Origin of the sequence: Candidatus Nitrosopumilus sp. (assembly GCF_965263415.1) — an archaeon.
In the GTDB taxonomy this organism is placed as follows: domain Archaea; phylum Thermoproteota; class Nitrososphaeria; order Nitrososphaerales; family Nitrosopumilaceae; genus Nitrosopumilus.
In genome coordinates, this window is sequence record NZ_OZ253671.1 from 39,774 (window position 1) to 62,137 (window position 22,364).

The following is a 22,364-nucleotide window of genomic DNA, read 5'->3' on the forward strand; positions in this document are numbered from 1 at the left end:
GATGTCCAAGTGTCAGATATGAAAAACCATACCCTGACGGTTACATGCAAAAACACTGCAAAAAATTTTTGGTATAACCTTCTTTTTGGAGGCAAACCTGCATGAAAAGACCCATTCTCATATCTTGAAAGAATGACAAACTCGCCATACTACAAGTTTCGAGTTGGAATGTATCGTGTAATAGTAGATGTCATTAATGACAAACTGATACTGCACATGGTAAAAGTAAAGAAAAGAGCACGAGTATATGACTAGTCTTCATCAATTACAGCCCATGACAAACCCAGCATGTTTTCCCATGATTCATTTTCAGACATGCTAGTAGTTGGCAAAATTTGCTTAAAACCCTAATGAACGATTTGTTCAGATCAATGATCCATGTAAAGAAGGGAGAAAGAGTTTACGATTAAAAATAAAATCAGGTGCGCTCAAAGTTCAGAATTAAAGTGTAGATAAGGGTGTTGTATCTAGCATAAGAAATTTCTCCACCTTTGTCATCGATTTCTTTTTCCACGTCTTTTGCCCAATCACGCAACACTTTAACAAAATTAAAGGCAGTACTCCATTTTTTGATTTTTTCATCATAGTGTTGATCATCAGGAATGTCGGGTTTTGCTATTTCCATGTGATGATCAAATTTATCAGAATGCAGTACAGAGAGCACATCATCTGTAAAATCTCTTGTTACTTTGACATCGTTTTCAGGTATGTTTTGATTGTACTTTCCCGCCAAAACTATCGTATTGGCTAAATCCACAACATACAGGTTCAGTCTTTGAGGAAAATCAAATGCCAACTGCCATGATTCAATTTTTTTAGCATATTTTGGGTCTGTTTTTTCAGGTTTGATGCTCATCATGCCGTCAGAAAATTTATTGATAAAGGCTTGATGTATTTTCTGAATTCTTGTAGGTTTGTCTAATATCACAAGTATGATAATATGGACATATTATTTTAGTCTGATCAAAGACCCTATCAGAAATAACGAGGCTAATTCACGTAAAAAATTTAAAAGAAAGTATTAAAGTATGAACATATTGAAATATCAACTAATTTTTTTCGTACTTTTAGCTATAGTCACCATATCGCCAGCACTGGCACAAGAGACCTCGTCGGTATTTCTCAACAAGTCAGTCAGCCAGACTGAAATAGAGTGGTCAGACGAGATTACAGTCAAAGTTTTGGTATTTGGTGTTGGAGACAAGCAGATATCAGACATCAAAGTTGCAGATGCAATTCCGTTTGGGTTCAAGCTTGTCTCAAATGACGGAATCAAGACAGAAAACGAGTTTGTTGTTTTCCAAATTGACAGCATGCAGCCAGGAGAGCAAAAAGAATTCTCCTACAAGATAAAGCCAATAGACGGGATAAAGGGAGAAAAGTCAGTTGACACAAACCTGCCAAGGGCAAGTGCAACATATGTAATTGAGGGCATAACACACAACAAGGAATCAAACGCCGTACAGATAACAATTGAGCAATCAGAGAACTGGTGGGAGGAAAACACTGTAGCTGCAGTGACATTATTGATAACATTGGCGTTTGGTTTTGGAACGCTTGGAACAGAGATACACAACCAGAACAGCAATTTTGGAAAAAAGAAAGATCAAAAACCAGTAGAAAAACAAAAGCAAGGCCAAGGACAGCAGGTATTGACTTCTCAAGGAACGCCAGTAAAAAAAGAAGATACAAAAAAAGACAAACCTGCCACAGACAATGAAAACACCACATATCCCAGATTGATTGGAGGAGTTGCAGGAGTCATAGTATTAGCATCATTTGAAGGGTTGTCATCACTTTTTGCAAATGGCCAGTTACAGCCAACAGTACAAAACATGGTAGTATTAATTGCAACATGCCTAGCAGCTGGATTCACACCTATTGCAGTCATTGACAAGATGACAAGCAAGTTCAAGGCAGAGGCCAAAAGCGCAAAAGACGAAAAAGAGGTAGTCGAGGAACTAAAGACAAAAGTTGAGAAGGAAAACGAAGAGATAGAGACTGAAAACAAGAAAATAGAGACTCAAAATAAAGAACTCAAGAAAAAAGAGAAGGAAAAGACCGAAGGTCGTGATGCCACATTAAAATCAAACAAGCAGTTGGAGTTAGATAACAAGGCACTAGAAGATGCATTCTTGCAGCTAAAGACAGAAAACGACGAGTTAAAAAATAAGTTAGGGCAATTAAAACCAAAGAAGGGGAAGAAATAATGATGCAGATAAAAGATATCATGACAAGAATAGAAAAACCTGAAAATATTATTTCAGTTGATGTCAATGACAAAATGGAAACGGCGATAAACAAATTCAAGACAAGTGGCAAAAGCAGAATCATAGTTAGTCAAAATAAAGACCCAATCAGAATTCTTCGAGTGTCAGACATTGTGAAGTTCAAACCAAATGTCAAGATAGCCAAGATTGTTGAAAATCTAGATTCGATAAACAGGGCATCTCCTGATGACAACATACAAAAATTAATCGCTGCGCAAGATTGCCAGCCAGTTACAGTGGTATTTGATAAAACAAACAACAACCCAGTCGGCATTGTCACACCAAGTGATGTTACAAGATTTGTTGATGAAAGAAAGCAAGAAGAAGTACAAACAGAATAATTTCACTTTTATCCCATAGAAAAGATAAAAAATGCTTACAATTATGAGTATAATAATTTATTAACATTGCATGTATTCATAAAATGTGAAGCAGTACACACATGCATGGCTTGCGTTGATGGCATCAAAGAGACTGTATGAAAAAAGAAACACGCTAAGTGAGAAAAACAAAAAGACTGCAAACAGGCTGTTGAAATTTCTCAGACAAAACAATGACGGGATTGTACAGGGTGCGTGGTTTCCAGACAGCATAATTCATGATAACAGTACAGGTCACATCTGGAAGCTAAGGGCACCAGAAGCAGGAGAAGAGTACCGCCAACAAAGGCATACGCTTCCCTCACGCTCAAAGATGCCTGACTTGGTATCATCAAGGCCAGATAATGAGAGAGTAGTGCTAGAAAAAGGCAATCTGCCAGACAGGTGTCAGGCATTGGTGTTTCAAATTAGAGACCAGCTAAAGATTCTCTACGATGTTGCATATGACAAAAAGAATGCGGGTTCTGCAATCATTGCTACAAACAACCAGATTGCATTAGGATTTTTCATGCTAGCCCACTATGTTTGTGATGCACACATGCCACTGCACTGCGATGCAAGGGGATTTGATAGTAGAATTCATGACGATATTGAGAAACAGTGGGAGGATGTAATTACTGACAACTATGACTTTTTGACAGATCCAACACAAAAAGAAAAAAGATTCAAGCTAGACTATAGGGGATTTCCAAGACTGGCAGATGATGCAGATATTTCAGAGTCATTTTTGGAACAAATAATAGATGATGTAGAAAATCGGAGTTTTCAGATAAGCTTTGGTTCTGATAACGGAAATGTTTGGGACTATATGGTTGATATTTGCTATTACTCGTATCTCGTATCAACTAAAATTATTCCAAAGAACTTGGGTTCAGATGATGTCACATTTACAGAGTATCGCAATAATTACGAGCAAAAGTTTCTTGATATAGCTCCTGAAATATTGGGAGATTCAATTGACGCGCTTGCAAGAATTTGGTTTGATGTGTGGCGGCAGTATGAAGAGATTCAGGAATAAATCATGGAGTTTGATTTAATCTTCTTTGTACTTGGAGCATTTGCTTCGTTTCTTTTAGATACATACTGGTGGGTAAAGCCATCATTTAGCAAGTATGAGAAAGGGGCACTGGTAAACCATGAGCACTACCATTTTGGACTGGAACTAATCATAGTTGCAGTTGCATTGATTCTGGTATCAAAGACATATGCCCTAGAACTCTCAATTGTTTGGTCAGCCCTTGTCGGAGCGGGATTTGGATTCATCATTGCTGAATGGCGGCAGATAGTTGAGCCACACAAGGGTTCAGTCAATTTGGGTCATCCATTTGCATATGGTTCAGAGCACTTCAAGGAGAGTACTCAGATAGGGGTGGTTATTTTTGGCATACTTGTAGGATTTCTAGTGTTTGTGATGGTAGTATGAGCGAGTTTACTGTAGGAATCAACCTTGCATGGATTGGGACACAATATGATCATGATTTAGGTACAAACCCGACAAGGGATTATGACAATGGTAGCCACATTCCAGTGGCATATGATTCTCAGGAATTTGAGAAAATAATCAAGGACATCTCAGAGATGAACATCAAGGCAGTAAGATTTTGGCTTTTTGAGAGATTCGAGGGATTGACTTTTGGTCCGACTGGAACCATACTTGGAATTACTACTGACTTTTGGCACAACCTAAGGGATGCCTGCTCCATTGCACAGAGATATGGAGTGAAATTTTATTTCTGTCTGATGGACACATGGGCAATTACAGACAGCGGTGTAAGTCAATTCAGACAGCACTATGCAGACATGATAAATGGAGTAATAACAACAGATGAGAAACGCCAGACGTTTTTGGATGCAGTAACGGAGCTGCTCAATGACGAGATAGTAAAAAAATCGGTTTGGGCAGTTGATGTGATTAATGAGCCAGAGGGAATAGAGCACGAAAAGATTCTTCAAGACAGAGGAGTTCCAACAAACATTTACTGGAATCAGATAATTCAATACATCAGAGAGTCATGCAATCAGATAAGACAAAAAACAGGACACAGGGTTTCTTGTGGTTTTCAGGAAAGTAGTACCATTAAGAGATTCAAAGATGAGTTAGAATCTGCAGTTGATTTTTTTGACTTTCATAGATATGATGATGATGGTAATCTGCCATCATATCAAAGCCTTGGAATATCAAAGCCGTGCATAATCGGAGAGTGCGGGCAAGAGTCTCATGATGTGAATGATCAAATGCAAGAAGATGCAGTGATGACATTTTTGGAAAATGCAAAAAGCAATGGGTATGAAGGATGCATGCCGTGGAGATACGGGTACGCAAATTACACAGATGACTATGACAGATGGAACTTTATGGTAAATCCCGATGGCACTCACAGGGAGGTAGTTGGAAAGATCAGGGAATTTGTAAATGGGTTAACACAAGATTAACAGAACCTTTTACAATAGAGATGTTAGGTATAACAAAACACTACATGTTGTGCGTGAATTGCTACATGTAGAGTGTGTAGCGGTTTTGTAGAGAAGATGTAGAGATTGTAGAAGGTTGTAATGCCTAACAACACGAGATTTTGTTATGATTTGAAAATTATGTTAAAGTTGTAAAGTGTAGAGGGTGTAATGCCTAACACGTAGTTTATTGTTATGATTTGTGCAATCTGATAGTGTATCTGACATGTTTTGTCAGATTTTGTACGTAAAAGATGGGAAAGCCTTATTTCAGAACAATAAAAAAGAAAAAGAACATTCACAGTATTGTGCAGTTAACCATTTTACCACTTTTAGCAGACAGAATGAATGAGAAATTCGATGTTTTTGAGGTCTTTTTGAAGACATTAGAAAAAAACAAGACAAAACTAGAAGAGGGGGATGTTTTAGTAATTTCAACAAAATACATCTCAAACTCTCAAGGAAGAATTGTTGATCTTGAAAATATTCAAATCTCTGATGAAGGACTAGATGTCTCAAAAAAGTATCAACTAAAACCAGAGATTGCTGAAGTTGTAATTAGAGAATCAGATAAAATTTTTGGTGGTATAGGAGGATTTGTCATCACATCATCAGATAACATCATGGCACCTAATGCTGGAATCGACAAGTCAAATGCAAAAAAAGGCAAAGTCATTTTGTATCCAGAGAATCCATACTTGATTGCAGAACAACTTCGAAGAAAAATATTTTTGAAAATGTCAATTCATGTTGGAATCATTCTAGTAGACAGTAGATTAATGCCTGCAAGAATTGGAACATCAGGTGTTGCAATTGCTTGTGCAGGGATTGAACCAGTATTAGATATGAGGTCAAAAAAAGATCTTGATGGTAATCCACTCAAAGTTACATTTCAAGCAGTTGTAGACAACTTGGCTACAATTGCAAATCACAAGATGGGGGAAGGTGCAGAGTCAAAACCATTTGCAATAGTTAGAAACTCTGGTGCAACTCTTACAGATAGAAAAATCAATTCTTTGGAGATGGCAATAGATCCAGATCAATGCGTGTATGTTAGAGGTTTATCAAATCCACCAAAAAATCAGTAATGTTGTTGTTCTGCTTTAAATAGAGGTATTTTGTCCACCAAAATGTTGGAATATCTCACAACATATCCAAAGACAGTATCATTTCTTGATGGATTAAAACACAAGATTGGTGTTGATAGTAAAGAAGGTGTTGAACAACTTCATGTTGTTGTAAAGAAGAGTTTTGATGAAATGATGAAGATCTTTACTGAAGAGGGGTTTACCAAAGTAAAATTTGAACACAAACAACCTGACCAAATAGGACATGGTCTTAATTTGAAACTAAAGAAACCATGGGAGATGCATGTAAGAATGGTAGACCTCAAAAAAGGATTAATCGGGATTCATGCAGAGGTTGAAGTGTCAAGAGATTATCTTCAACACTTGTTTTCTCAAAGAACACCTGTTGTTTACGAAGTAGAAGAGATTCTAAAGAAATACCAAGTCGAATATAGTATCTGGCATGATAAAATTAAGAAAAATGTTAATGCAATTGTAGATAACTATAAAGTAAAACTTGCAACTCCAGCACTTCCAGTGTTTGCATGGAAACCAATGTTATTTGTCATTGGAACTGTTGCAGCATTTTATGGTTGGAAATATTTCAACACAATACTCTAGGTTATACACCAAGAGATTCTGCTTTACTTAGTTCTAGAAAGACTTTATCTCCAACAGAAAGACCCATGTCTTTGTATTCATGCATCTCTAGTTTTAGTTGAGTAATGCCACTTTGCATTCCCATTCCACCACCCATTCCAGAAAGCATCTTGTTGAGGTCTTTCATCATATCATTCATGTTTGAAAAGCCCATAACTTTTGGACTACCAAATGGAGATTGTGGATTTTGAGTTCCTTCTTTGAGATCTTTTACAGAAGATAATGATACAATGACATATGGTGCACCATCAGGGGCAGCATCAATGCTTCTTACTACATATTCTTTTTTCATATCTAAAATGACTGGCTTTCCATCTAATTTTAATTTTAAGGTCAATTTCTTCTAGTTTTGGAATGTTGAAGCTTTAATTACAATTTTTGAGTCTAAAAATCATTGGCGGACAATTTAACTACAACACTAAGATACTATGGGATTTCACCATGGGAGATTGAAGTGTTATATGGATTTCTAAATTCTCATTTTACTATTAATCAAGAAGAAATAGAAGCAGATGATGAAGATTTTGTCAGTTTCTTAGATGTAAATATCCCACTTACATTCAATGATGCATTTTTTGAGTGGTTTGATTTCAAACGTTGGGAAAAAGTCAAGGCAGTGTTCAAAGAGATGAAGCGAAGAAGAGGCAGTGGTAATGCCATAAAGATTGTAATCAATTTTTCAGGTGTTCCAAAAATTGGATTTACGATCGATACAGAAGACAAACAATGGTTTGATAATGCCATTGAAAAGATTGATTCTGTTTTAGAGTTGTTGCCTTATCATTTTGATCCAGAAAAAATTCCATCAGAAGTAACAGAGGTGCATTACAAATTTGATTCAAAAACAATTAGATGGAGATTAAACACAGCAATGTCTCCACAAAAACAATTTTCGTTTAAAGGCGATGTGTGGAAGGAAATCAAGTAAGATCTTTTTGTAGTGGTTCAAGTAATTCGTGTAGTTCTTTGTATTTTGATTCTAGAAACTCTATAGCGTTATCAAGTTTCTTTGATTTTCCATATTTGTATCGGATTAGTTCACGATGGTGCCAGTATGTTTTACCATTATCAACTGAAAGAGTTGTAAAATAATCGGTTCCCTTTAGACTGTCAGGCAGTTTGATATCATGTGGAAATAGCATATCTACAATAAACCACTCATCACCATCTGGATAATCAGCACCAGTTTCCACATCAAAGAATATGTGAAGTAAATCAGATTGCATTAGACCATCATCACTTATTGCAGGATGTTTTACAGATGATTTTTTGAAATCAAGGTTTACCAGTTGGGGTTCAAAAAAACCCTTGATGATTGACTTTCTAAAGATAGTATTTGCCTCGTTGATATTCAAATGCAAAATACACTTCTACAAAACTTGCCTATAACCTGTTTGGTTTTAGGATAGACTAGACTTCAAGTGAGTCTAAGATGTGCGAGATATTAGTATTAGAGATTCCATTTTTTGATATGTTTTGTTTTGCAGGTGGATTTTCCATATAATTTGGAATCTTGTCTCTTAGTCTAATAGTATAAGGAGTAATGATTTCATTTTTGTAAAATACACCAGTTGGAATCTTGTTTCCCCACTCAAGGGATTTGATTAGAGCTTGCGTGAGTCTTTCATTAACTTCTGCTTCTTCATTGTAGTGAACAACAGGATCATAACCATGCTCTTCTAATTTGTAAATTCTTGAATGTCTCTTTTGAGCTTCATCCATCAAATCAGTTCCAGCATACCAATCTCTAGTGTTAAGATCATTGTAAGTTGGACATGGCTGTAAAACATCCAAAAATGACAATCCCTTATGATTTACTGCTTGAATAATCAAATCTTTGAGATGACGTACATCATAAGAGTATCCACGTGCAACAAATGTGAATCCACTTGCAACAGCTAATCCAATTGGATTAACATTGTAGTTAGTATTTGGAGATGGAAGAGATTTTGTTTGTTCACCAAGTTTTAAGGTAGGAGATGCCTGTCCCTTTGTTAATCCATAAACTCCGTTATCGAATATGATGTATGTCATGTTTACATTACGTCTTCCTGCTGCAACAAAATGACCTGCACCAATTCCCAAACCATCACCATCACCACCAACAGCAACTATGGTCATCTCAGGATTTGCAATCTTTGCACCTTGTGCAAATGTCAAGACTCTACCATGAAGAGTGTGAACGCCATAGGTATTGATGTAGTGAGATGTTTTTCCAGAACAACCAATTCCGGAAAATATTGCAGTCTTGTCTCTCTCTACACCCATTTCAGCAAGAGCCATCTGGATAGCATTCACAATTCCAAAATCACCACATCCAGGACACCAATCATTATGGACATCTGTTTTGAAATCTGCCATCTTAAGCGCCATGCATCAAAACCTCCCTCTTGTCAGCATTGTTTTCAACAATTTTCTTAAGTGAATCATAAACTTCAGTACTAGTCATTGCTCGGCCAGTGTATTTTAAGATAGAATAGTCAATGTCTCTTTGTATATTTTGTTTGAATAATTTTCCTAGTTGTGCTGAATGATTTGCCTCAACATCAATGATTATCTTTGCATCTTTTAGTAAAGATGCAACATAATTACTAGGGAATGGGTGTAATAGTTTAATTTGTACAAGTCCAATAGAGATTCCTTCTTTTTTGAGCATTTCAATTGCATCTAGAATTGGTCCCTTTGAAGAACCCCATGTAATTACAGTATAATCTTCAACACCAAAAGATACTGCTTTTTCTGCTTCTGGGATTTCTTTTAGAATTAAATCAAGACGAGACATTCTCTTATCCATCATCTTTACACGTAATACCGGATCTTCTGTGATGTGTCCTTTTTCATCAGATTCATCACCAGTATCCCAAAATATTCCGTTGTCAAGTCCCAATCTAGAACGAGGAGATATACCATCTTCAGTAAATGTAAATCTCTCATATTCGCCTTCAATTTTGTCTAAGAGTTTTCCACGATTAATTGTAATTTTAGAAGGATCAAATCTTGGACAGGTAACAACAGAACTTGCAATGAATTTGTCCATCAAGTGAATTACTGGAACTTGAAATACATCTGCATAATTGAAGACATTACCAGTATCATAGAAACTCTCTTCAACATCACTTGATGCATAAACAATTTTTGGGAAATCTCCATGTCCTGCAAATACAGAAAAAAGTAAATCATCTTGTCCGTGTCTTGTTGGCAGACCAGTTGAAGGTCCACTTCTTTGGTAGTTTGTGATCACTACAGGCACTTCGTTTATGCCTGCCCAGCCTAGCATTTCAGTCATTAAGGCAAATCCAGGGCCAGAAGTACAGGTTGCCGAGCGTGTTCCAGTTAAGGCACTTCCTATAGTCATCCCCATTGCACAAATCTCATCTTCAGTTTGAATTACAGCTGTAGAGCCAGGGCGGTCATCAATTATTTCTAAGATTTCATTTGATTCTAAAAATACAGATTCATCTGAAGCTGGAGTTATTGGGTAATAAGGTTGCATTCTACAACCACATGCCATCTTTCCTAATGCAGTTCCTTGGAATCCTTGAACCAAAAGTGTTCCTGGTTCTTTTTGAATACCAGTTAACGTATGGTGAAATTCTTCAAACTTTGCAGTTGCATAATTGTAAGAATAGTTTGCGGTCTGTTGATTAATTTTTGCAATCTCTTGTTTCTTTGAAAAGATTGTTCCAATTGTTTTTTGTAAAGAGTCAGGAGGCATCTTGACTAATCCCAATGATAACGAGACACCAATGACATTGAACATTCTAACTAACCCCTTTAGACGAGGGTTTTCAGTTTCTTCGGCAAGTGCTTCAAGTATTGCTTTGAATGATACAGGGTATAATTTTACACCATTTTCTTTTGCAATTTCCAAAACACCTGCAATGGAAAATGGTTTGTTTTTTGATTCTAGTTTTTTATGTAGTCGTTCCCTAAATGGTGCATCAAGTGTATGTACTCTATCAGTAGTAATATCTTCAAGATCTGCATCATAAATTATTCCACCTCCAGAAATCACTTCATTATAATGACGGAAGATAGTTTCAGCATCAAATGACGCCATTAATGTTACATCATTTACATTTGAATGGATTTTTTTATCAGATATTCTTACTGCAAAGTAACTGTGCTCTCCTTTGATGTTTGAATAAAATTCTCGCTTTCCAAATACCTGATACCCCATCTCAGCACAGACTCTAGAGAAGATATTAGCACCAGATTCAACTCCACTTCCCTGAGGTCCTCCAATTAGCCAAGTAAAATCTGTAGAACTCATAGTAAGTCACCTATGAAATGAATAGTAATAGTCAGTTTTACCAAATTCCTATCCTCCAGTTGCTGCATCAAATAATGCACATTTACACTCGTCTCGCTCTCCACAATAAGGACATACACAAACGCATTTTTCAATAGCATTTCCACATTCTACACAAATTGCAAATTCTTCCTCCTCTTGTGTTTCAGAAGACATAGAGAAATTAGAAAGAAATCGTATAAATGGTTTGAGATAAATCTCATCTTTATGAGAAAGAAAGTGTTTCTAACAAGAGCACTTCATAATTTTGCTTTAAAGGAATTAAAGAAAAAATATCAAATTGAAGTTCATAAAGGAAAGATTCCAGTTCCACAATCAAAATTACGATCTAAAATTAAAGATGCAGACGGATTGATCTGTTTTCCATATGATATAATCAACAAAGAAACAATAGACTTGGCAGAAAATCTCAAAGTCATTAGTACCTACAGTGTAGGTTTTGATCATATTGATACAAAATATGCAAAAGAAAAAAAGATTAGAGTAGGATACACTCCTGAAGTATTAACTGATACAACAGCAGATTTGGCTTTTTCATTATTACTTGATTCATTAAGACGAGTTTCAGAAGGGGATAGAATTATTCGAGAGGGAAAGTGGAAAGTAATCTATGGTGCACAGGACTATGTGGGAGTTGACCTACAAGGAAAGACTCTAGGAATTTTAGGATTAGGAAGAATTGGACAAACGCTTGCAAAGAGAGCTAAAGCATTTGACATGAAGATAGTTTATCATAACAGAAATCGCATATCAAAGACTAAAGAGAAATTATTGGGTGCAAAATATGTCTCATTTGAGAGGCTAATTTCCCAGAGTGACGCCATTTCAATTCATGTTCCACATACAAAAGATACAGACAATATGTTTAGCATGAAAGTATTCAAAAAAATGAAAGATGTAGCATTTTTGATAAACACATCAAGAGGCAAAGTGGTAAATGAAAAGGACTTGGTTGTTGCATTAAAAAAGAAGATCATTGCAGGTGCAGGACTAGACGTCTTTGAACAAGAGCCAATAAGCAAGAGTCACCAACTGACAAAATTGCAAAATGTAGTATTGGCCCCCCACATAGGGAGTTCAACTAAGGAGACAAGAGCCAAAATGGCAGAAATTACTGTAAAAAATCTCAATTTAGGTATGAATGGAAAAAAACCGATCTTTTCAATAGGATATTGAATTTCACGCTCAAGGTACTGTTAAAAGAAATGTGGAGTTTTTATATCTAAACGGCGAATACAAATCAGATTGAAAAAATTCAAACATACAAACGAAGAATTAGAATTAGCTAAACTACAATCTGAAAAAGAAAAGAAGAAGAAATCTCAAGAATAATATTTTTTCTCCTTGTCTTTTTCAGACAAGGTTTTTTTTAAAAATTAATTTTGGAAGAAAACTTTTCGTTTAGTTGATCATACATTTTTTTTCGTTCAGGAATTAGTGTTTTAGAATCATCATACATTTTTGTAAAAAATGCAGCCAACACTCTTTGGTTATCTTTATTGTAAAATCTAACACTAAAACTTGTACGTTCAGATTTTTCTTCTTGCACAAACTCTGCATGGCTAATTAGTTCTGAATCAACGTGCATGTGAGCAGGATCATCGTTTTCACCCAGTGTAATCCACTTTTCTCTTTGTCTAATACTAAGAGGACTCCTAACCTCACTTGTTGCACCACCGCTTTTTACTACAAACAAGATATTCTCAATTTTTACGATATCAGATAATAACTCAAAAAGCAATACTTTCAAAAAGACTAGAAATTATTTCAGTTTTTACTTCGATTCATGTCAATTTGGATAAAATCATCCTCATCGCCATGAATACAGTCAGTTCCAACCGCCTTGACAGGTGAAAAACTAACTTTTCCTTCATGGATTTTACCTTCTTTTTGCAAAAATCCAATTTTTCCAGAGACAACTTGTTTGTGTCTACCACATGTTACTCCAACCATATACTCGTCTTTTCCATCTATAATGGATACGATGAATTCGGGAGGACTGGAACACTGTTTTCCTTCTTTGCTTACAGAACACTTGTCAGGTAACACAGTTTGATTTTGAATTTTATTAGATATTAACCTTGATTGTTACTAATTCCATTTATTATCCACTAAAACGAAATTAAATTGAAAATATTTGGCAAAGAATTTTGATGTTGTAATTATCGGTGGAGGTATTCTTGGCACATCCATATCCTATTTTCTAGCCCATCTAAACAAATCAAAAAAAGTAGCAGTGATTGAGCAAGCCCAAAATGTTGCTTTTCACACAAGTGGAAGAAACACAGGCAAAGTGCACGCCCCATATTTGTACAATCCTGAAAAGAAAAAGCTGTTTGCAAATGCTGCATTTCATGGGTTTAACATGTGGGAAGAATATTCCAAATTGCATGACTTGCCATTCAAAAAAGATGGCGTGATAGAAGTTGCGCTGGATAAAAAGGGAATCAAAGTTCTTGAGAAATATCTCAAATGGGCAAAACAAAACGGATTAGAAGAAAAAGATATTGAATTGATGAATAAATCAGAAATTAAAAAAATAGAACCAGAGATAAAATGTGAAGCTGCACTCTATGTTTACAGAGATGGTTCAGCTGATTATTCCACATATACAGAATCATTAATGAAAGACAGTAAAGAAAACGGAACAACATTTCTTTTAGACACCAAAGTCACAGAGACAAAAAGAGAAAATGGAAAATGGAAAATAACATTAAATGATAAAGATGAAATTTTTACAGAATTTTTGATCAATGCTGCAGGCGGAGAGGCAGTAGACATTGCACATAATGTAGAAATTGCAACAGAATTAACTGATGTTCACTTTAGAGGAGAGTATTGGAAGGCGCCAAAGCAATACAACAACCTAACAAAAACTAGCATTTATTCAGTACCAGAGTTCCCGGACTATCCATTCTTGGATCCACATTGGATAATTCGAGTTGATGGAAGTTGTGAGATAGGACCAAATGCAGTTCCTGTCTTTAGCCCATACGGATACAGTAAAGCTGAAAACATCAAAGAATTTGTACCAAAGATGTTAGAAATGTTGGGTTCTGGTGCAAGAAAGGCAATCTTTGACAAACAATTCCAAGAACTTGCAATGAATGAAATTCAATCATCAATGTCAAAATCAACAATGGTTGAAAGAGTAAGAAGATTTTTGCCAAAGATTGATGCAGAAAAGATCACAAATAAAGGAACTGCAGGCATTCGTTCATCAATAATTAATGAAAAAGGAAAGTTCGAGCCAGATGTAATTTTGCTTGATGAAGAGTCATCATTTCATATTCTAAACTATAACTCACCGGGAGCAACTGGTGCATTGCCATTTGCTGCACATATTGTAAATCATCTACACAATTCAGGGTTATTCCCAAGTGAAACCACTGATAGACAGTGTGGACCATGGAAATTTTCTGAAATTATAGAAAAAATAGAAAAAAAGTAGTGTTAGGATAGATCTGCACTGCCAAACAATACACTAAATGCTTGACACCAAATCAACACCTTGTTGTATTTGGTTAAATCAGCATCATCAGGAATCCCATAATTTTGATTTCCCTTGTTTGCTTTGAGTTCACCTAGATTGATAAATTCAGAAGCATTATCATCAGTTGCCAAATAGACATACAAGTCAGGGCCATTAGTTGATTGGAAGTTCTCTAATCGTAAGACATTGCTGCCATCCTCAAGTGGAATAGTATATGCATTACCCTGAGCGTCATGAATTCCATCACCAACACCGATAAAAGTTCCCGAATAAGAAACAGGAGTCATTTCTTCCATCATGGTTTCTTCCATCATGGTTTCTTCCATCATAGGTTGAACAACTGCACCAATAGGCAATGCCTCATCAATACTAGATTCTGTAAAGTATGGGGATATTGCAAATGCTGATACAGAACCAACGATTGCAATTGCAATAATTGGTATCAGATATTTGTTCATGAAAAAAAGATTAGATTGTTAGTATAAAGGAGATTTTCCAAATGATTACCAGATGTTTTCCAAATCTTTAAACATGTTTTTTGAGAATATCAGTGACAGTTTTGGAAAAACTAACAGCTGTTGCAGTTTTTTTTATTTCTGCAGCTTGTTTTGAACGTAATTTTTTGTAAAGATCATCATCAATTAGTAATGTAACCCTCTTTGACATGTTTCTGTTATGCGTTTTCTGTATTTAATGGACACTGGTTTTTACTAATCTAGAAAATCAACATGGACATTTAGATTATTTTCAAGTTTTTACAATATCAAAAAATCTAGTGAGAAGATCAAAAATCATCATCAAATTAGAAAATAATGGCGCCGGGAGGGAGATTTGAACTCCCGTTCCCTTGCGAGAACGCGCTTTATGGTTAACAATTTCCAGGCGCGCGCCCTACCAGGCTAGGCGACCCCGGCACAAGTCTTGCGACAAATCTAGTTTTTAGAATCTGATTATAAATGGTATTACTATTTCCAAATAGTTACAGTTGTGGAACGTTCAACTTTTTTTCCCTGATCATTGGTTGCAGTAACAGTGATTTTGTACAATCCTTCCAATGCAGGATCACCGTCATTGTTTATCTGATCCCATGAAATGTTAATCTCTTCATTTGATTCTAATGTAGAAATAACTTTTTCAGCAGAAAATGAAGGCGAATACATTAAGATTCCAGATAACCCAGTAATTCTTAGACCAAGTGATGCATCATATGTTAATGGAACAGTTCCAGAATTTATAATTCGAATCTTAATTTCTTCTCCTTGTTTAAAATCAGTTTTTTCAGTGACAACTGAAATTCCAGAACCTTCAACATAAACAAGTTGGCTAGTGTTTTTGACATCAATAAGATAAATTCCAAATAACAATCCAGAAATTATTCCAATTCCAACAAAAATAACTAGACTTTTTGAGAGCAATTTCTTATTCTTTAGAAGAAGGTTTTGTTCTCCATTTTTTAGGATAAGTATTTGGAGCCATGATTATTCTTTTTGTTTCAAACGCATATCCCTTTACTGCATCTTGAATTTCTTGACCAGACATTGTTGCTTCTGCTAATGCTACTGCTTCTCCTTTCTGAGTGTAAATTCCAACAATGTCGCCTTGTTTCAAATTAGGAGATACTTGTAAAATTCCAGGAATTGCAAGTTGTGCACCGTGACACATAGCATCAATTGCAGAATCTCGAATTACTACAGATTTTAATTCACTTAGAGCATGTTCTACAGGCTGTATCATACTCTTTAGTTTAGAATCATCTTTCTTTTCTTCCCATAACGCAAAAGCATTTGCAAGTTCATGTAGAGTCACCAATCCATCAGTTTCTCGGAACTGATCAACCCTAGTTCTTCTAAGCTCAATCATAGTTGCGCCAGGTCCTAAAATCTCACCTAGATCATAGTATAATTTTCTAATGTATGTTCCAGATTCACACAATACTCTAGTTAGCAACAATCGTTCTTTCTGTTCTAATACTTCAAACTCGTAAATTGTTCTTGTTCTTGTTTGTCTAACTACTGCAGAACGTTGTGGAGGTTTTTGATAAATTTCTCCAGTTAGTGATTCAATTACTTCACGTAATTTTTCTTTGGAAGGAAGAGAATGAACACGTCCTAAGGCATGATATTCTTTTGGACCAAATAGTAATACACCTAGAGCTTTTGTTGCTTCACCTAATCCCAAAGGAAGTACTCCTGAAACTTGTGGGTCTAGTGTACCACTGTGTCCAATCTTTGGTAGTTTCAGTATTCTTTTGGTCCAAGCTACTGTCTCATGACTTGTAGGTCCTGGTGGTTTGTCTAGTAAAATAATTCCATAGTTTAGTAATTGTTCTATCGTTCTTTTGTCATAGTATGTGCCATATGCATCATCAGTAATATCCTGATCAACTTCAATTAGATTTTCTAGTTGCTTTAGAGTCATAGTAGTTTTCTCACCGTTTCTTTTGCAACATCAATTACTTGTTGTGCTGTAAGATTATCAGTGTTAATTATAACATCAAAGACTGATTTGTCATCACCAAAATCAAAATCATATAGTTTTTTGTAGAGGGCCTTGTTCTTGTCAAATCTCTGTTTTGTGATTTGATATGCATCCTCAGAACTCATGTCATCTCTTGTTTGCATTCGTTTTGTACTGCTCTCATGAGAGCCTTCAAGCCATATTTTAATCCCATTTTGGATTAGCCAGGGAAGCGTATAACTGGTAATTACCATTCCTCCATCATTGAATAGTTTGGTTAGTTTTTCATCTAGTTTTTTGTCAAATTCGGAATTTTCCTCTCGTTTGTTTAGAAACTTCATTCCTTCTTCTGTGTCCCACCAATCATCACCAGCAGAATCAAAACCTTGTTCTTTTGCCATCTCTTTAAGGACGTCACCACCACTAAGATATTGTAATGAAAATTCTTCTGCCAATCCTTTTGCAACAGTTGTTTTTCCTACTGCAGGAGGGCCTGAAATTACTATAGATTTTGTCAACTGAGATCCATTGAGGTTTTGGTGAGTCTCATAATAATGCCACTAAATGCAATCGAAGACAAGAAATACCAAGCCCAAAGATACAATGCATTTTCTGTTTGACAAACATGTTCAGGATCTGCTGCTTGTTCTGCAGTACAAGTAAGTTGGAACATATCTCCAGGGATTACATTTAGAGGAATTGGGGACACAGCTACAGTATAAGCAAATAGTTGTGGCAACACAAGATAGAATATCAAAATCAATGGAACAAATGTAATCATCATTGGTCTCATGTTCATCTGCATCATCTCCATGGACATCTTGTTCATGTATGCAGATTTCTTGTTGAGTTCAGCTGCTCTTGCAGTATCTTTTTGACGCATTGCAGTCATTCTTTCTTTTTGCCATCCACGTGTTTCTTTCATAATTCGTTTCAGTTTTACTTGATCAACCATCTTCTTTCTAACTGCAGCATTGAAGATGTTAAGCAAAATACCAAATCCTGTAACTGCAAACATTGAGAGAATCAATCCTTTGATTATTGGGTCATCACTTCCTAGTGCACCCCTTTCACCTCCAAAGAAATCAAACTGGAGAGGTATTGATTCGATAAATAGTAGAATAAAGTTAAAATCCATTTTTTACAGTCCTAATGAATTGATTATCTTATCTGCTGCTTCATCAACCTTTCCCTCACGATTGAGAATGTACTTCACAGGTGAGCCTGTAATTACTGCACATGCCGAAATCATGCCTGACTGGACGTCTAGTTCTTTCTTGACATTTGCAAGGGTGATTTTGTCACGGTTTCTAGTATCATCACTCATTCTTCTGCTGTAGATTTCCTCAGGTTTTGCAGAAACTGATACAAAGTTTGAGGGCTTGATAATTTTGAGAACATGTTCTGGTAATCCCGGATAGTATCCTTCGGGAGAGCTGATAAATGCATGAGTGTCAATAATCACAATTTCTTCAGTGTGTGCAGCAATCTTTTCAGCTGCGAGTTTTTGCAGTTCTTGTTGTTTTATAATTGGAAGTTTTCGTAGCTCGTCTCTATCATTAAGACCGTTTTCTTTTGCAACTTCAAGCATCAATGTTCCATAACTTACAACGCTGACACTTTTTTGATGATCTTTAATATGATCTACAATCTTTGATAGCAGGGTTGTTTTCCCAACTCCTGCGATTCCAACCAGAACTATTTTCTTATTTTCTGCCAAGTAAAGCACCCAATCGCGGCATTACAACTTCGACTTGTTCTCTAACTAATTGTGTATAGTAGTTGATGAGAATATCTACCATAAGTAAAACTCCAATACCAGAACCAAATACACCTAATACATCAGATGCACCAGCTAACAGGCCCAAAATGGCTGAGCCAATAATAGTAACTGATGGAATGTACTTGTTCAATAATGCTTCAACTGGTTTGTTTGATCTTCTAAATCCAGGAATCTGTACATCTGCATCAAGTAAGTTTTGAGCTGCACTCTTTGGTGAAAGACCACCAAGTTCTACCCATAACCTGCCAAATACAATTACAATTCCAATCATAAATAGTACATAACCAACTGCACGACCAGGATCCAAAGCCGCTACATCTAGACCTCTAGGTGGTGTTATGTAGTAGATAAGACCACCAATTGGAGTCGACGGGCTCGTCGGGTCAAATTGCGCTATGAAATTCATGAAGAAATTATTGTTACGTGGGTTTGCATTTGCCCATAACATCTGGAAAATAAAGACGGCGTTTGCAGTAAGTGCAGAAGCCAAGATAACTGGAATATTTGAGACATACATCATCTTAATTGGATAGACTGCAGAGAATCCCCTGTATTTTGTAGACACAATTGGAATCTCAATTTTCATTCCTTGTGTGAATACAAGGATCAATATCACACCAGCTGTCAGACACAGACCAAATATGCTCGGCAACTGGTTTGAACGGAACATGATGTTTGAGAGGTCACCTGCCATGATTGATTGTCCAATATATGGAAGGATACCAATCGTTCCACCATCACCAGCTGGTAACGGGCTAAACAGACTCCACAGAATTTGTTGAGCAACACCTGCCATAATGAATAGACTGATTCCACTACCAAGACCCCAACCTTTCTGAATTAATTCGTCTAAGAACATGATAATAATCGACGCGGCCATCAGCTGCCCGACCATGACATACAGTATCGAGGGGTCTGCTACTCCAGGACCATACACTGCTACACCATATACAATAGATTCAGCTACGATTACAACATAAGTTACCAACTTTGTTGCAGTTTGGAAGACACCTCTTTCCTCGGGTTTCTTAAAGTCAAATTTGAGAATGTCTGAACCTCTCAACAACTGCATCAAGAGTCCAGCTGTTACAATCGGCCCAATACCTAATTCAACAAGGGTACCTTGTTGTGATGCAAAAATTACTCTAGCAAATGCTAGAAAGTCAAATTCAGGGGTTGTTGCTCCAAATAACGGTGTCTGTCCCATTACCATGTAGATGAGTAATGCAACTCCACACCAGAGCAATCTAGTTGATAATGGAATTTTCTTTTTTGGTTTTGGAACTTGAGGAAGATATGGTTCTGCTTTAAAGACGACTTTTCGAATAATTGTGGTAACTGTACCCTCAGCCATCTTCTGTAACTACCTCTCCCCCATCAGTTTTTTCTTTTGCAGCAGAGATAACTTCGCCGCCAACTGCTTTGAGTTTCTCTTCTGCAGATGCAGTATATTGTGTGACTTTGACAGAATAAGCATTTGATACTTTTCCGCCGCCAAGGAGTTTCTCGTATCCTACACTTTCAAGATCTACGACTTTTTTTCCTCCTTCTTCTTTACCGAACTTAGTAAACAAGTCATCAAGATCACGGACGCTAGCCCATTTCTTGGTAATATTTGGGTGAGGTGGTTTAGTTGAATCATGGCCATAATGATCTGGTTCTTCTTTTAGTGTTGTACTCCAATGATGTTTCATCATTCCAGTAACTCCAAGACCACCCTTGTGACCACTTGCACGATGTTGACCTACCTGGCCCCATCCCATGTGGCGTCCTCCCCTAAGTCGTCTTGTTTTTCTTAATCTTGTTGCCATGTTAAATCATATTCCTTACAATTGTTCCAAGTTCTTTGTTTCTTCCAAGGATTCCTTTTTGTCCATACAATTTCTTTGTACTTCTTTTGAATCCGTGTCTTGGTGGTGCTAATGCAAACCAAGGCTTTAATGGTTTTAATTTTGACAACATTGTTTTTCCTTCAGTTAATGCTGCAGCTAATTCTGTAGAACTTGCATATCCTAATTCTTTAAGATCTTCTGGTGTTACTTTTTTGTAGCCTGCTTTTCTTGCTTTTTTGTCAATGAGTTCTTTTGCTAGATCTGCATCAAGGTCAACCCATGAAACATAATGTTGTACTTTTTTTAGCATTCCAAGTAAGTTGTCTTTTGCAGGAAGAATAACTGCACGATATTTTCTTTCAAGTTTTAACAAGTCCATTGTTGTTGTTGCCCAATAAGGACAGTCTGCTTGGCCTTTGATTCTAACAACTAGTACTGCATTTGCCATTTCTCATCAACCCTGACTAAATGTCTGTCTAAGACAGTCCAAGATAGCTTTAGAAGTGGAATTCATTGTAGGTGTAGAACCTTTTGCTGTAGTCCAAGCGTCTTTTAGACCAGCTAATTCCAATAATCGTTTAATTTTACCACCTGCAACAAGACCTAATCCACGAGGTGCAGGAATAATTTCAATTGTAACACTTCCACCTTTTCCTTTTACTTTGAATGGTACAGAATGTTTTTGATCACATCTGCATTCCCAACTGCCACATCCCAGTTTGATTGGATTGACATTAAGATAAGCAGCGTTTGTTGCTTTTTCAATTGCAATTCTCATTTGTTTTGATTTTCCTTGCCCAATTCCCAAGTAACCATTTTCATTTCCAGTTGCAACGATTGCTTTGAATCTAGTTGATTGACCATTTGATGTCATCTTTTGGATAATTCCAACATCAACTACTTCACTTTTCAAGTCAGGGAGTAATTTCTTGATAATTCCTGCTTCTTGAATTCTTAATCCTAATTCAATAATTTCTTCTAATGTGGAGATTTCTCCTGATGCAACTTTTTGTCCTAAGATTGTTTTTGGAACCCAAATTTCTTCTTCTGGTTCTCTTCTTCTTCTTGGTCTATCTCCACCTTTTGATCCACCAGGTGGACCTCCACCATAAACAGGTGCAGGCTTTCCTCTGTGTCCCCCTTGTTGTGGTTTAGATTCTGTTTTTTGACTCATTCTATTTTACCTCAGTATCAATTGTAGATTTCATTTTAGAAACTTCGTTTTTAACAGTAAGATGCTCGCCATTGATTCTCTCTTCAGATGGAAATGTTTCTTCGTTTGCTGGAACCTCTAAACCTGCATCAATAACTCCTTTGAGAGCTGCTGCCATCCTTTGGGTGTATCTTTTGGTTCCAGTATACAAGATTGCATCCTTTGCACCTTGTCCAAGTGCTTTCTTTCCTGCCAAGTATCCGGTTAGATATGCTGCTGGAACACTCTTTCTAGAACCCTTCCAACCTTTTTCAAGAAGATATCTAGAGTGTGCAGATGCGACAACTTTGTCGCCAGTCATTCCAGGTTTTAGAATTTGGACTTGAGTGTTTTCATTAGTAATATTTACAGTGATAAAGTCACGCTTACCCATCAACATTGTACTACGTTTACGATAATTGGTCTTCTCCTCACGCAGTCTCCTCAATATTTTTGAATAGGCCATG

At 36.5% G+C, this 22,364-nt stretch carries 31 protein-coding genes and 1 tRNA gene; 11 read left to right on the forward strand and 21 right to left on the reverse strand.

Annotated elements, in window-relative coordinates; all coding sequences use genetic code 11:
* Positions 1 to 132 precede the first annotated feature (132 nt).
* A complete protein-coding gene (locus tag ACQY22_RS00760; RefSeq protein ID WP_428324668.1) occupies positions 133 to 255 on the forward strand; it encodes a type II toxin-antitoxin system RelE family toxin in 123 nt (40 codons plus the stop codon).
* Between the two features lie 163 nt (positions 256 to 418).
* On the opposite strand, the gene ACQY22_RS00765 is transcribed toward ACQY22_RS00760, so the two are convergent.
* Entirely contained in the window at positions 419 to 928 is a 510-nt protein-coding gene (locus ACQY22_RS00765; protein ID WP_428324669.1) for a hypothetical protein, read from the reverse strand.
* 109 nt (positions 929 to 1,037) lie between these two features.
* Here ACQY22_RS00765 and ACQY22_RS00770 point away from each other — a divergent pair, with 109 nt between their 5' ends.
* The 7 genes from ACQY22_RS00770 (at position 1,038) to ACQY22_RS00800 (ending at position 6,789) form a co-directional block, all read left to right on the forward strand.
* Positions 1,038 to 2,210 carry a hypothetical protein gene (locus tag ACQY22_RS00770; protein ID WP_428324670.1) on the forward strand — a complete coding sequence of 391 codons (1,173 nt, stop codon included), beginning with the start codon at positions 1,038 to 1,040 and terminating at the stop codon, positions 2,208 to 2,210.
* A 20-nt stretch (positions 2,211 to 2,230) separates the two neighbouring features.
* The gene (locus ACQY22_RS00775; protein WP_428324671.1) at positions 2,231 to 2,611 is read left to right on the forward strand and encodes a CBS domain-containing protein; all 381 of its coding nucleotides are present in this window, start codon (positions 2,231 to 2,233) and stop codon (positions 2,609 to 2,611) included.
* Positions 2,612 to 2,696: 85 nt separating this feature from the next.
* Positions 2,697 to 3,668: a hypothetical protein gene (locus ACQY22_RS00780; RefSeq protein ID WP_428324672.1), complete on the forward strand. Its 972-nt coding sequence runs from the start codon at positions 2,697 to 2,699 to the stop codon at positions 3,666 to 3,668.
* Between the two features lie 3 nt (positions 3,669 to 3,671).
* Positions 3,672 to 4,073, forward strand: a complete 402-nt coding sequence (locus ACQY22_RS00785) for a hypothetical protein (RefSeq protein ID WP_428324673.1) — start codon at positions 3,672 to 3,674, stop codon at positions 4,071 to 4,073.
* Entirely contained in the window at positions 4,070 to 5,083 is a 1,014-nt protein-coding gene (locus ACQY22_RS00790; RefSeq protein ID WP_428324674.1) for a hypothetical protein, read from the forward strand. Before ACQY22_RS00785 ends, ACQY22_RS00790 begins: the two co-directional genes overlap by 4 nt.
* A gap of 326 nt (positions 5,084 to 5,409) precedes the next feature.
* Positions 5,410 to 6,189, forward strand: coding sequence for a coenzyme F420-0:L-glutamate ligase (locus tag ACQY22_RS00795; RefSeq protein WP_428325552.1), 780 nt, complete (start codon positions 5,410 to 5,412; stop codon positions 6,187 to 6,189).
* A gap of 45 nt (positions 6,190 to 6,234) precedes the next feature.
* Complete coding sequence (locus tag ACQY22_RS00800) at positions 6,235 to 6,789, forward strand: hypothetical protein (RefSeq protein ID WP_428325553.1); 555 nt, start codon at positions 6,235 to 6,237, stop codon at positions 6,787 to 6,789.
* A 1-nt stretch (position 6,790) separates the two neighbouring features.
* Here the strand turns inward: ACQY22_RS00800 and ACQY22_RS00805 are convergent, their stop codons facing one another.
* Positions 6,791 to 7,120 (reverse strand): hypothetical protein, encoded by a 330-nt coding sequence (locus ACQY22_RS00805; RefSeq protein ID WP_428325554.1) that lies wholly within the window; start codon positions 7,118 to 7,120, stop codon positions 6,791 to 6,793.
* A 102-nt stretch (positions 7,121 to 7,222) separates the two neighbouring features.
* On the opposite strand from ACQY22_RS00805, the gene ACQY22_RS00810 reads away from it, so the two are divergent.
* A complete protein-coding gene (locus ACQY22_RS00810) occupies positions 7,223 to 7,756 on the forward strand; it encodes a hypothetical protein (protein WP_428324675.1) in 534 nt (177 codons plus the stop codon).
* Here ACQY22_RS00810 and ACQY22_RS00815 read toward each other — a convergent pair.
* Genes ACQY22_RS00815 through ACQY22_RS00830 form a run of 4 tightly spaced genes read right to left on the reverse strand, consistent with a single transcriptional unit; the run spans position 7,749 to position 11,296 of the window.
* Positions 7,749 to 8,189, reverse strand: a complete 441-nt coding sequence (locus ACQY22_RS00815; protein WP_428324676.1) for a hypothetical protein — start codon at positions 8,187 to 8,189, stop codon at positions 7,749 to 7,751. The genes ACQY22_RS00810 and ACQY22_RS00815 overlap by 8 nt on opposite strands.
* 49 nt (positions 8,190 to 8,238) lie before the next feature.
* The gene (locus ACQY22_RS00820) at positions 8,239 to 9,189 is read right to left on the reverse strand and encodes a 2-oxoacid:ferredoxin oxidoreductase subunit beta (RefSeq protein WP_428324677.1); all 951 of its coding nucleotides are present in this window, start codon (positions 9,187 to 9,189) and stop codon (positions 8,239 to 8,241) included.
* A gap of 1 nt (position 9,190) precedes the next feature.
* Positions 9,191 to 11,101 carry a 2-oxoacid:ferredoxin oxidoreductase subunit alpha gene (locus ACQY22_RS00825; RefSeq protein WP_428324678.1) on the reverse strand — a complete coding sequence of 637 codons (1,911 nt, stop codon included), beginning with the start codon at positions 11,099 to 11,101 and terminating at the stop codon, positions 9,191 to 9,193.
* Positions 11,102 to 11,149: 48 nt separating this feature from the next.
* Entirely contained in the window at positions 11,150 to 11,296 is a 147-nt protein-coding gene (locus ACQY22_RS00830; protein ID WP_428324679.1) for a hypothetical protein, read from the reverse strand.
* 51 nt (positions 11,297 to 11,347) lie between these two features.
* On the opposite strand from ACQY22_RS00830, the gene ACQY22_RS00835 reads away from it, so the two are divergent.
* Complete coding sequence (locus tag ACQY22_RS00835) at positions 11,348 to 12,316, forward strand: 2-hydroxyacid dehydrogenase (protein ID WP_428324680.1); 969 nt, start codon at positions 11,348 to 11,350, stop codon at positions 12,314 to 12,316.
* 193 nt (positions 12,317 to 12,509) lie between these two features.
* Here the strand turns inward: ACQY22_RS00835 and ACQY22_RS00840 are convergent, their stop codons facing one another.
* Both ACQY22_RS00840 and ACQY22_RS00845 read right to left on the reverse strand, forming a co-directional pair.
* Positions 12,510 to 12,881 (reverse strand): ChuX/HutX family heme-like substrate-binding protein, encoded by a 372-nt coding sequence (locus ACQY22_RS00840; RefSeq protein WP_428324681.1) that lies wholly within the window; start codon positions 12,879 to 12,881, stop codon positions 12,510 to 12,512.
* Between the two features lie 26 nt (positions 12,882 to 12,907).
* Positions 12,908 to 13,189 carry a hypothetical protein gene (locus tag ACQY22_RS00845; RefSeq protein WP_428324682.1) on the reverse strand — a complete coding sequence of 94 codons (282 nt, stop codon included), beginning with the start codon at positions 13,187 to 13,189 and terminating at the stop codon, positions 12,908 to 12,910.
* Positions 13,190 to 13,277: 88 nt separating this feature from the next.
* Here ACQY22_RS00845 and ACQY22_RS00850 point away from each other — a divergent pair, with 88 nt between their 5' ends.
* Positions 13,278 to 14,591 carry an NAD(P)/FAD-dependent oxidoreductase gene (locus ACQY22_RS00850; RefSeq protein WP_428324683.1) on the forward strand — a complete coding sequence of 438 codons (1,314 nt, stop codon included), beginning with the start codon at positions 13,278 to 13,280 and terminating at the stop codon, positions 14,589 to 14,591.
* A 2-nt stretch (positions 14,592 to 14,593) separates the two neighbouring features.
* Here the strand turns inward: ACQY22_RS00850 and ACQY22_RS00855 are convergent, their stop codons facing one another.
* The 13 genes from ACQY22_RS00855 to ACQY22_RS00915 all read right to left on the reverse strand — a co-directional run bounded on the left by ACQY22_RS00855 (position 14,594) and on the right by ACQY22_RS00915 (position 22,363).
* Positions 14,594 to 15,091, reverse strand: coding sequence for a DM13 domain-containing protein (locus ACQY22_RS00855; RefSeq protein ID WP_428324684.1), 498 nt, complete (start codon positions 15,089 to 15,091; stop codon positions 14,594 to 14,596).
* Between the two features lie 67 nt (positions 15,092 to 15,158).
* On the reverse strand, positions 15,159 to 15,299 hold the full coding sequence (locus ACQY22_RS00860) for a hypothetical protein (RefSeq protein ID WP_187146551.1): 141 nt from the start codon (positions 15,297 to 15,299) through the stop codon (positions 15,159 to 15,161).
* Positions 15,300 to 15,446: 147 nt separating this feature from the next.
* Positions 15,447 to 15,547, reverse strand: a tRNA-Ser gene (locus tag ACQY22_RS00865).
* Between the two features lie 51 nt (positions 15,548 to 15,598).
* A complete protein-coding gene (locus tag ACQY22_RS00870) occupies positions 15,599 to 16,048 on the reverse strand; it encodes a hypothetical protein (protein ID WP_428324685.1) in 450 nt (149 codons plus the stop codon).
* A gap of 4 nt (positions 16,049 to 16,052) precedes the next feature.
* Positions 16,053 to 17,051 carry an RNA-guided pseudouridylation complex pseudouridine synthase subunit Cbf5 gene (locus ACQY22_RS00875; RefSeq protein WP_428324686.1) on the reverse strand — a complete coding sequence of 333 codons (999 nt, stop codon included), beginning with the start codon at positions 17,049 to 17,051 and terminating at the stop codon, positions 16,053 to 16,055.
* Positions 17,048 to 17,608, reverse strand: coding sequence for a (d)CMP kinase (gene cmk / locus ACQY22_RS00880; RefSeq protein ID WP_428324687.1), 561 nt, complete (start codon positions 17,606 to 17,608; stop codon positions 17,048 to 17,050). Before cmk ends, ACQY22_RS00875 begins: the two co-directional genes overlap by 4 nt.
* On the reverse strand, positions 17,605 to 18,228 hold the full coding sequence (locus ACQY22_RS00885; protein ID WP_428324688.1) for an EMC3/TMCO1 family protein: 624 nt from the start codon (positions 18,226 to 18,228) through the stop codon (positions 17,605 to 17,607). Before ACQY22_RS00885 ends, cmk begins: the two co-directional genes overlap by 4 nt.
* Positions 18,229 to 18,231: 3 nt before the next feature.
* Positions 18,232 to 18,810, reverse strand: a complete 579-nt coding sequence (locus ACQY22_RS00890; protein ID WP_428324689.1) for an adenylate kinase — start codon at positions 18,808 to 18,810, stop codon at positions 18,232 to 18,234.
* On the reverse strand, positions 18,797 to 20,227 hold the full coding sequence (gene secY / locus ACQY22_RS00895) for a preprotein translocase subunit SecY (protein ID WP_428324690.1): 1,431 nt from the start codon (positions 20,225 to 20,227) through the stop codon (positions 18,797 to 18,799). Before secY ends, ACQY22_RS00890 begins: the two co-directional genes overlap by 14 nt.
* Complete coding sequence (locus ACQY22_RS00900; RefSeq protein ID WP_428324691.1) at positions 20,220 to 20,684, reverse strand: uL15 family ribosomal protein; 465 nt, start codon at positions 20,682 to 20,684, stop codon at positions 20,220 to 20,222. Before ACQY22_RS00900 ends, secY begins: the two co-directional genes overlap by 8 nt.
* A gap of 1 nt (position 20,685) precedes the next feature.
* Positions 20,686 to 21,153: a 50S ribosomal protein L30 gene (locus ACQY22_RS00905; RefSeq protein ID WP_428324692.1), complete on the reverse strand. Its 468-nt coding sequence runs from the start codon at positions 21,151 to 21,153 to the stop codon at positions 20,686 to 20,688.
* Positions 21,154 to 21,159: 6 nt separating this feature from the next.
* Positions 21,160 to 21,879, reverse strand: coding sequence for a 30S ribosomal protein S5 (locus ACQY22_RS00910; protein ID WP_428324693.1), 720 nt, complete (start codon positions 21,877 to 21,879; stop codon positions 21,160 to 21,162).
* A gap of 1 nt (position 21,880) precedes the next feature.
* Positions 21,881 to 22,363, reverse strand: a complete 483-nt coding sequence (locus ACQY22_RS00915; RefSeq protein ID WP_012214781.1) for a 50S ribosomal protein L18 — start codon at positions 22,361 to 22,363, stop codon at positions 21,881 to 21,883.
* Between the last annotated feature and the right edge of the window lies 1 nt (position 22,364).

Bases quoted from the DNA above. Each gene is read 5' to 3' on its own strand.
- ACQY22_RS00860 (WP_187146551.1), bottom strand. From the start codon at position 15,299: ATGTCAAAGAGGGTTACATTACTAATTGATGATGATCTTTACAAAAAA.
- ACQY22_RS00910 (WP_428324693.1), bottom strand. From the start codon at position 21,879: ATGAGTCAAAAAACAGAATCTAAACCACAACAAGGGGGACACAGAGGA.
- secY (WP_428324690.1), bottom strand. From the start codon at position 20,227: ATGGCTGAGGGTACAGTTACCACAATTATTCGAAAAGTCGTCTTTAAA.
- ACQY22_RS00905 (WP_428324692.1), bottom strand. From the start codon at position 21,153: ATGGCAAATGCAGTACTAGTTGTTAGAATCAAAGGCCAAGCAGACTGT.
- ACQY22_RS00760 (WP_428324668.1), top strand. From the start codon at position 133: ATGACAAACTCGCCATACTACAAGTTTCGAGTTGGAATGTATCGTGTA.
- ACQY22_RS00775 (WP_428324671.1), top strand. From the start codon at position 2,231: ATGACAAGAATAGAAAAACCTGAAAATATTATTTCAGTTGATGTCAAT.
- ACQY22_RS00790 (WP_428324674.1), top strand. From the start codon at position 4,070: ATGAGCGAGTTTACTGTAGGAATCAACCTTGCATGGATTGGGACACAA.
- ACQY22_RS00825 (WP_428324678.1), bottom strand. From the start codon at position 11,101: ATGAGTTCTACAGATTTTACTTGGCTAATTGGAGGACCTCAGGGAAGT.
- ACQY22_RS00805 (WP_428325554.1), bottom strand. From the start codon at position 7,120: ATGAAAAAAGAATATGTAGTAAGAAGCATTGATGCTGCCCCTGATGGT.
- ACQY22_RS00855 (WP_428324684.1), bottom strand. From the start codon at position 15,091: ATGAACAAATATCTGATACCAATTATTGCAATTGCAATCGTTGGTTCT.
- ACQY22_RS00875 (WP_428324686.1), bottom strand. From the start codon at position 17,051: ATGACTCTAAAGCAACTAGAAAATCTAATTGAAGTTGATCAGGATATT.
- ACQY22_RS00885 (WP_428324688.1), bottom strand. From the start codon at position 18,228: ATGGATTTTAACTTTATTCTACTATTTATCGAATCAATACCTCTCCAG.
- ACQY22_RS00820 (WP_428324677.1), bottom strand. From the start codon at position 9,189: ATGGCAGATTTCAAAACAGATGTCCATAATGATTGGTGTCCTGGATGT.
- ACQY22_RS00915 (WP_012214781.1), bottom strand. From the start codon at position 22,363: ATGGCCTATTCAAAAATATTGAGGAGACTGCGTGAGGAGAAGACCAAT.
- ACQY22_RS00785 (WP_428324673.1), top strand. From the start codon at position 3,672: ATGGAGTTTGATTTAATCTTCTTTGTACTTGGAGCATTTGCTTCGTTT.
- ACQY22_RS00900 (WP_428324691.1), bottom strand. From the start codon at position 20,684: ATGGCAACAAGATTAAGAAAAACAAGACGACTTAGGGGAGGACGCCAC.
- ACQY22_RS00830 (WP_428324679.1), bottom strand. From the start codon at position 11,296: ATGTCTTCTGAAACACAAGAGGAGGAAGAATTTGCAATTTGTGTAGAA.
- ACQY22_RS00835 (WP_428324680.1), top strand. From the start codon at position 11,348: ATGAGAAAGAAAGTGTTTCTAACAAGAGCACTTCATAATTTTGCTTTA.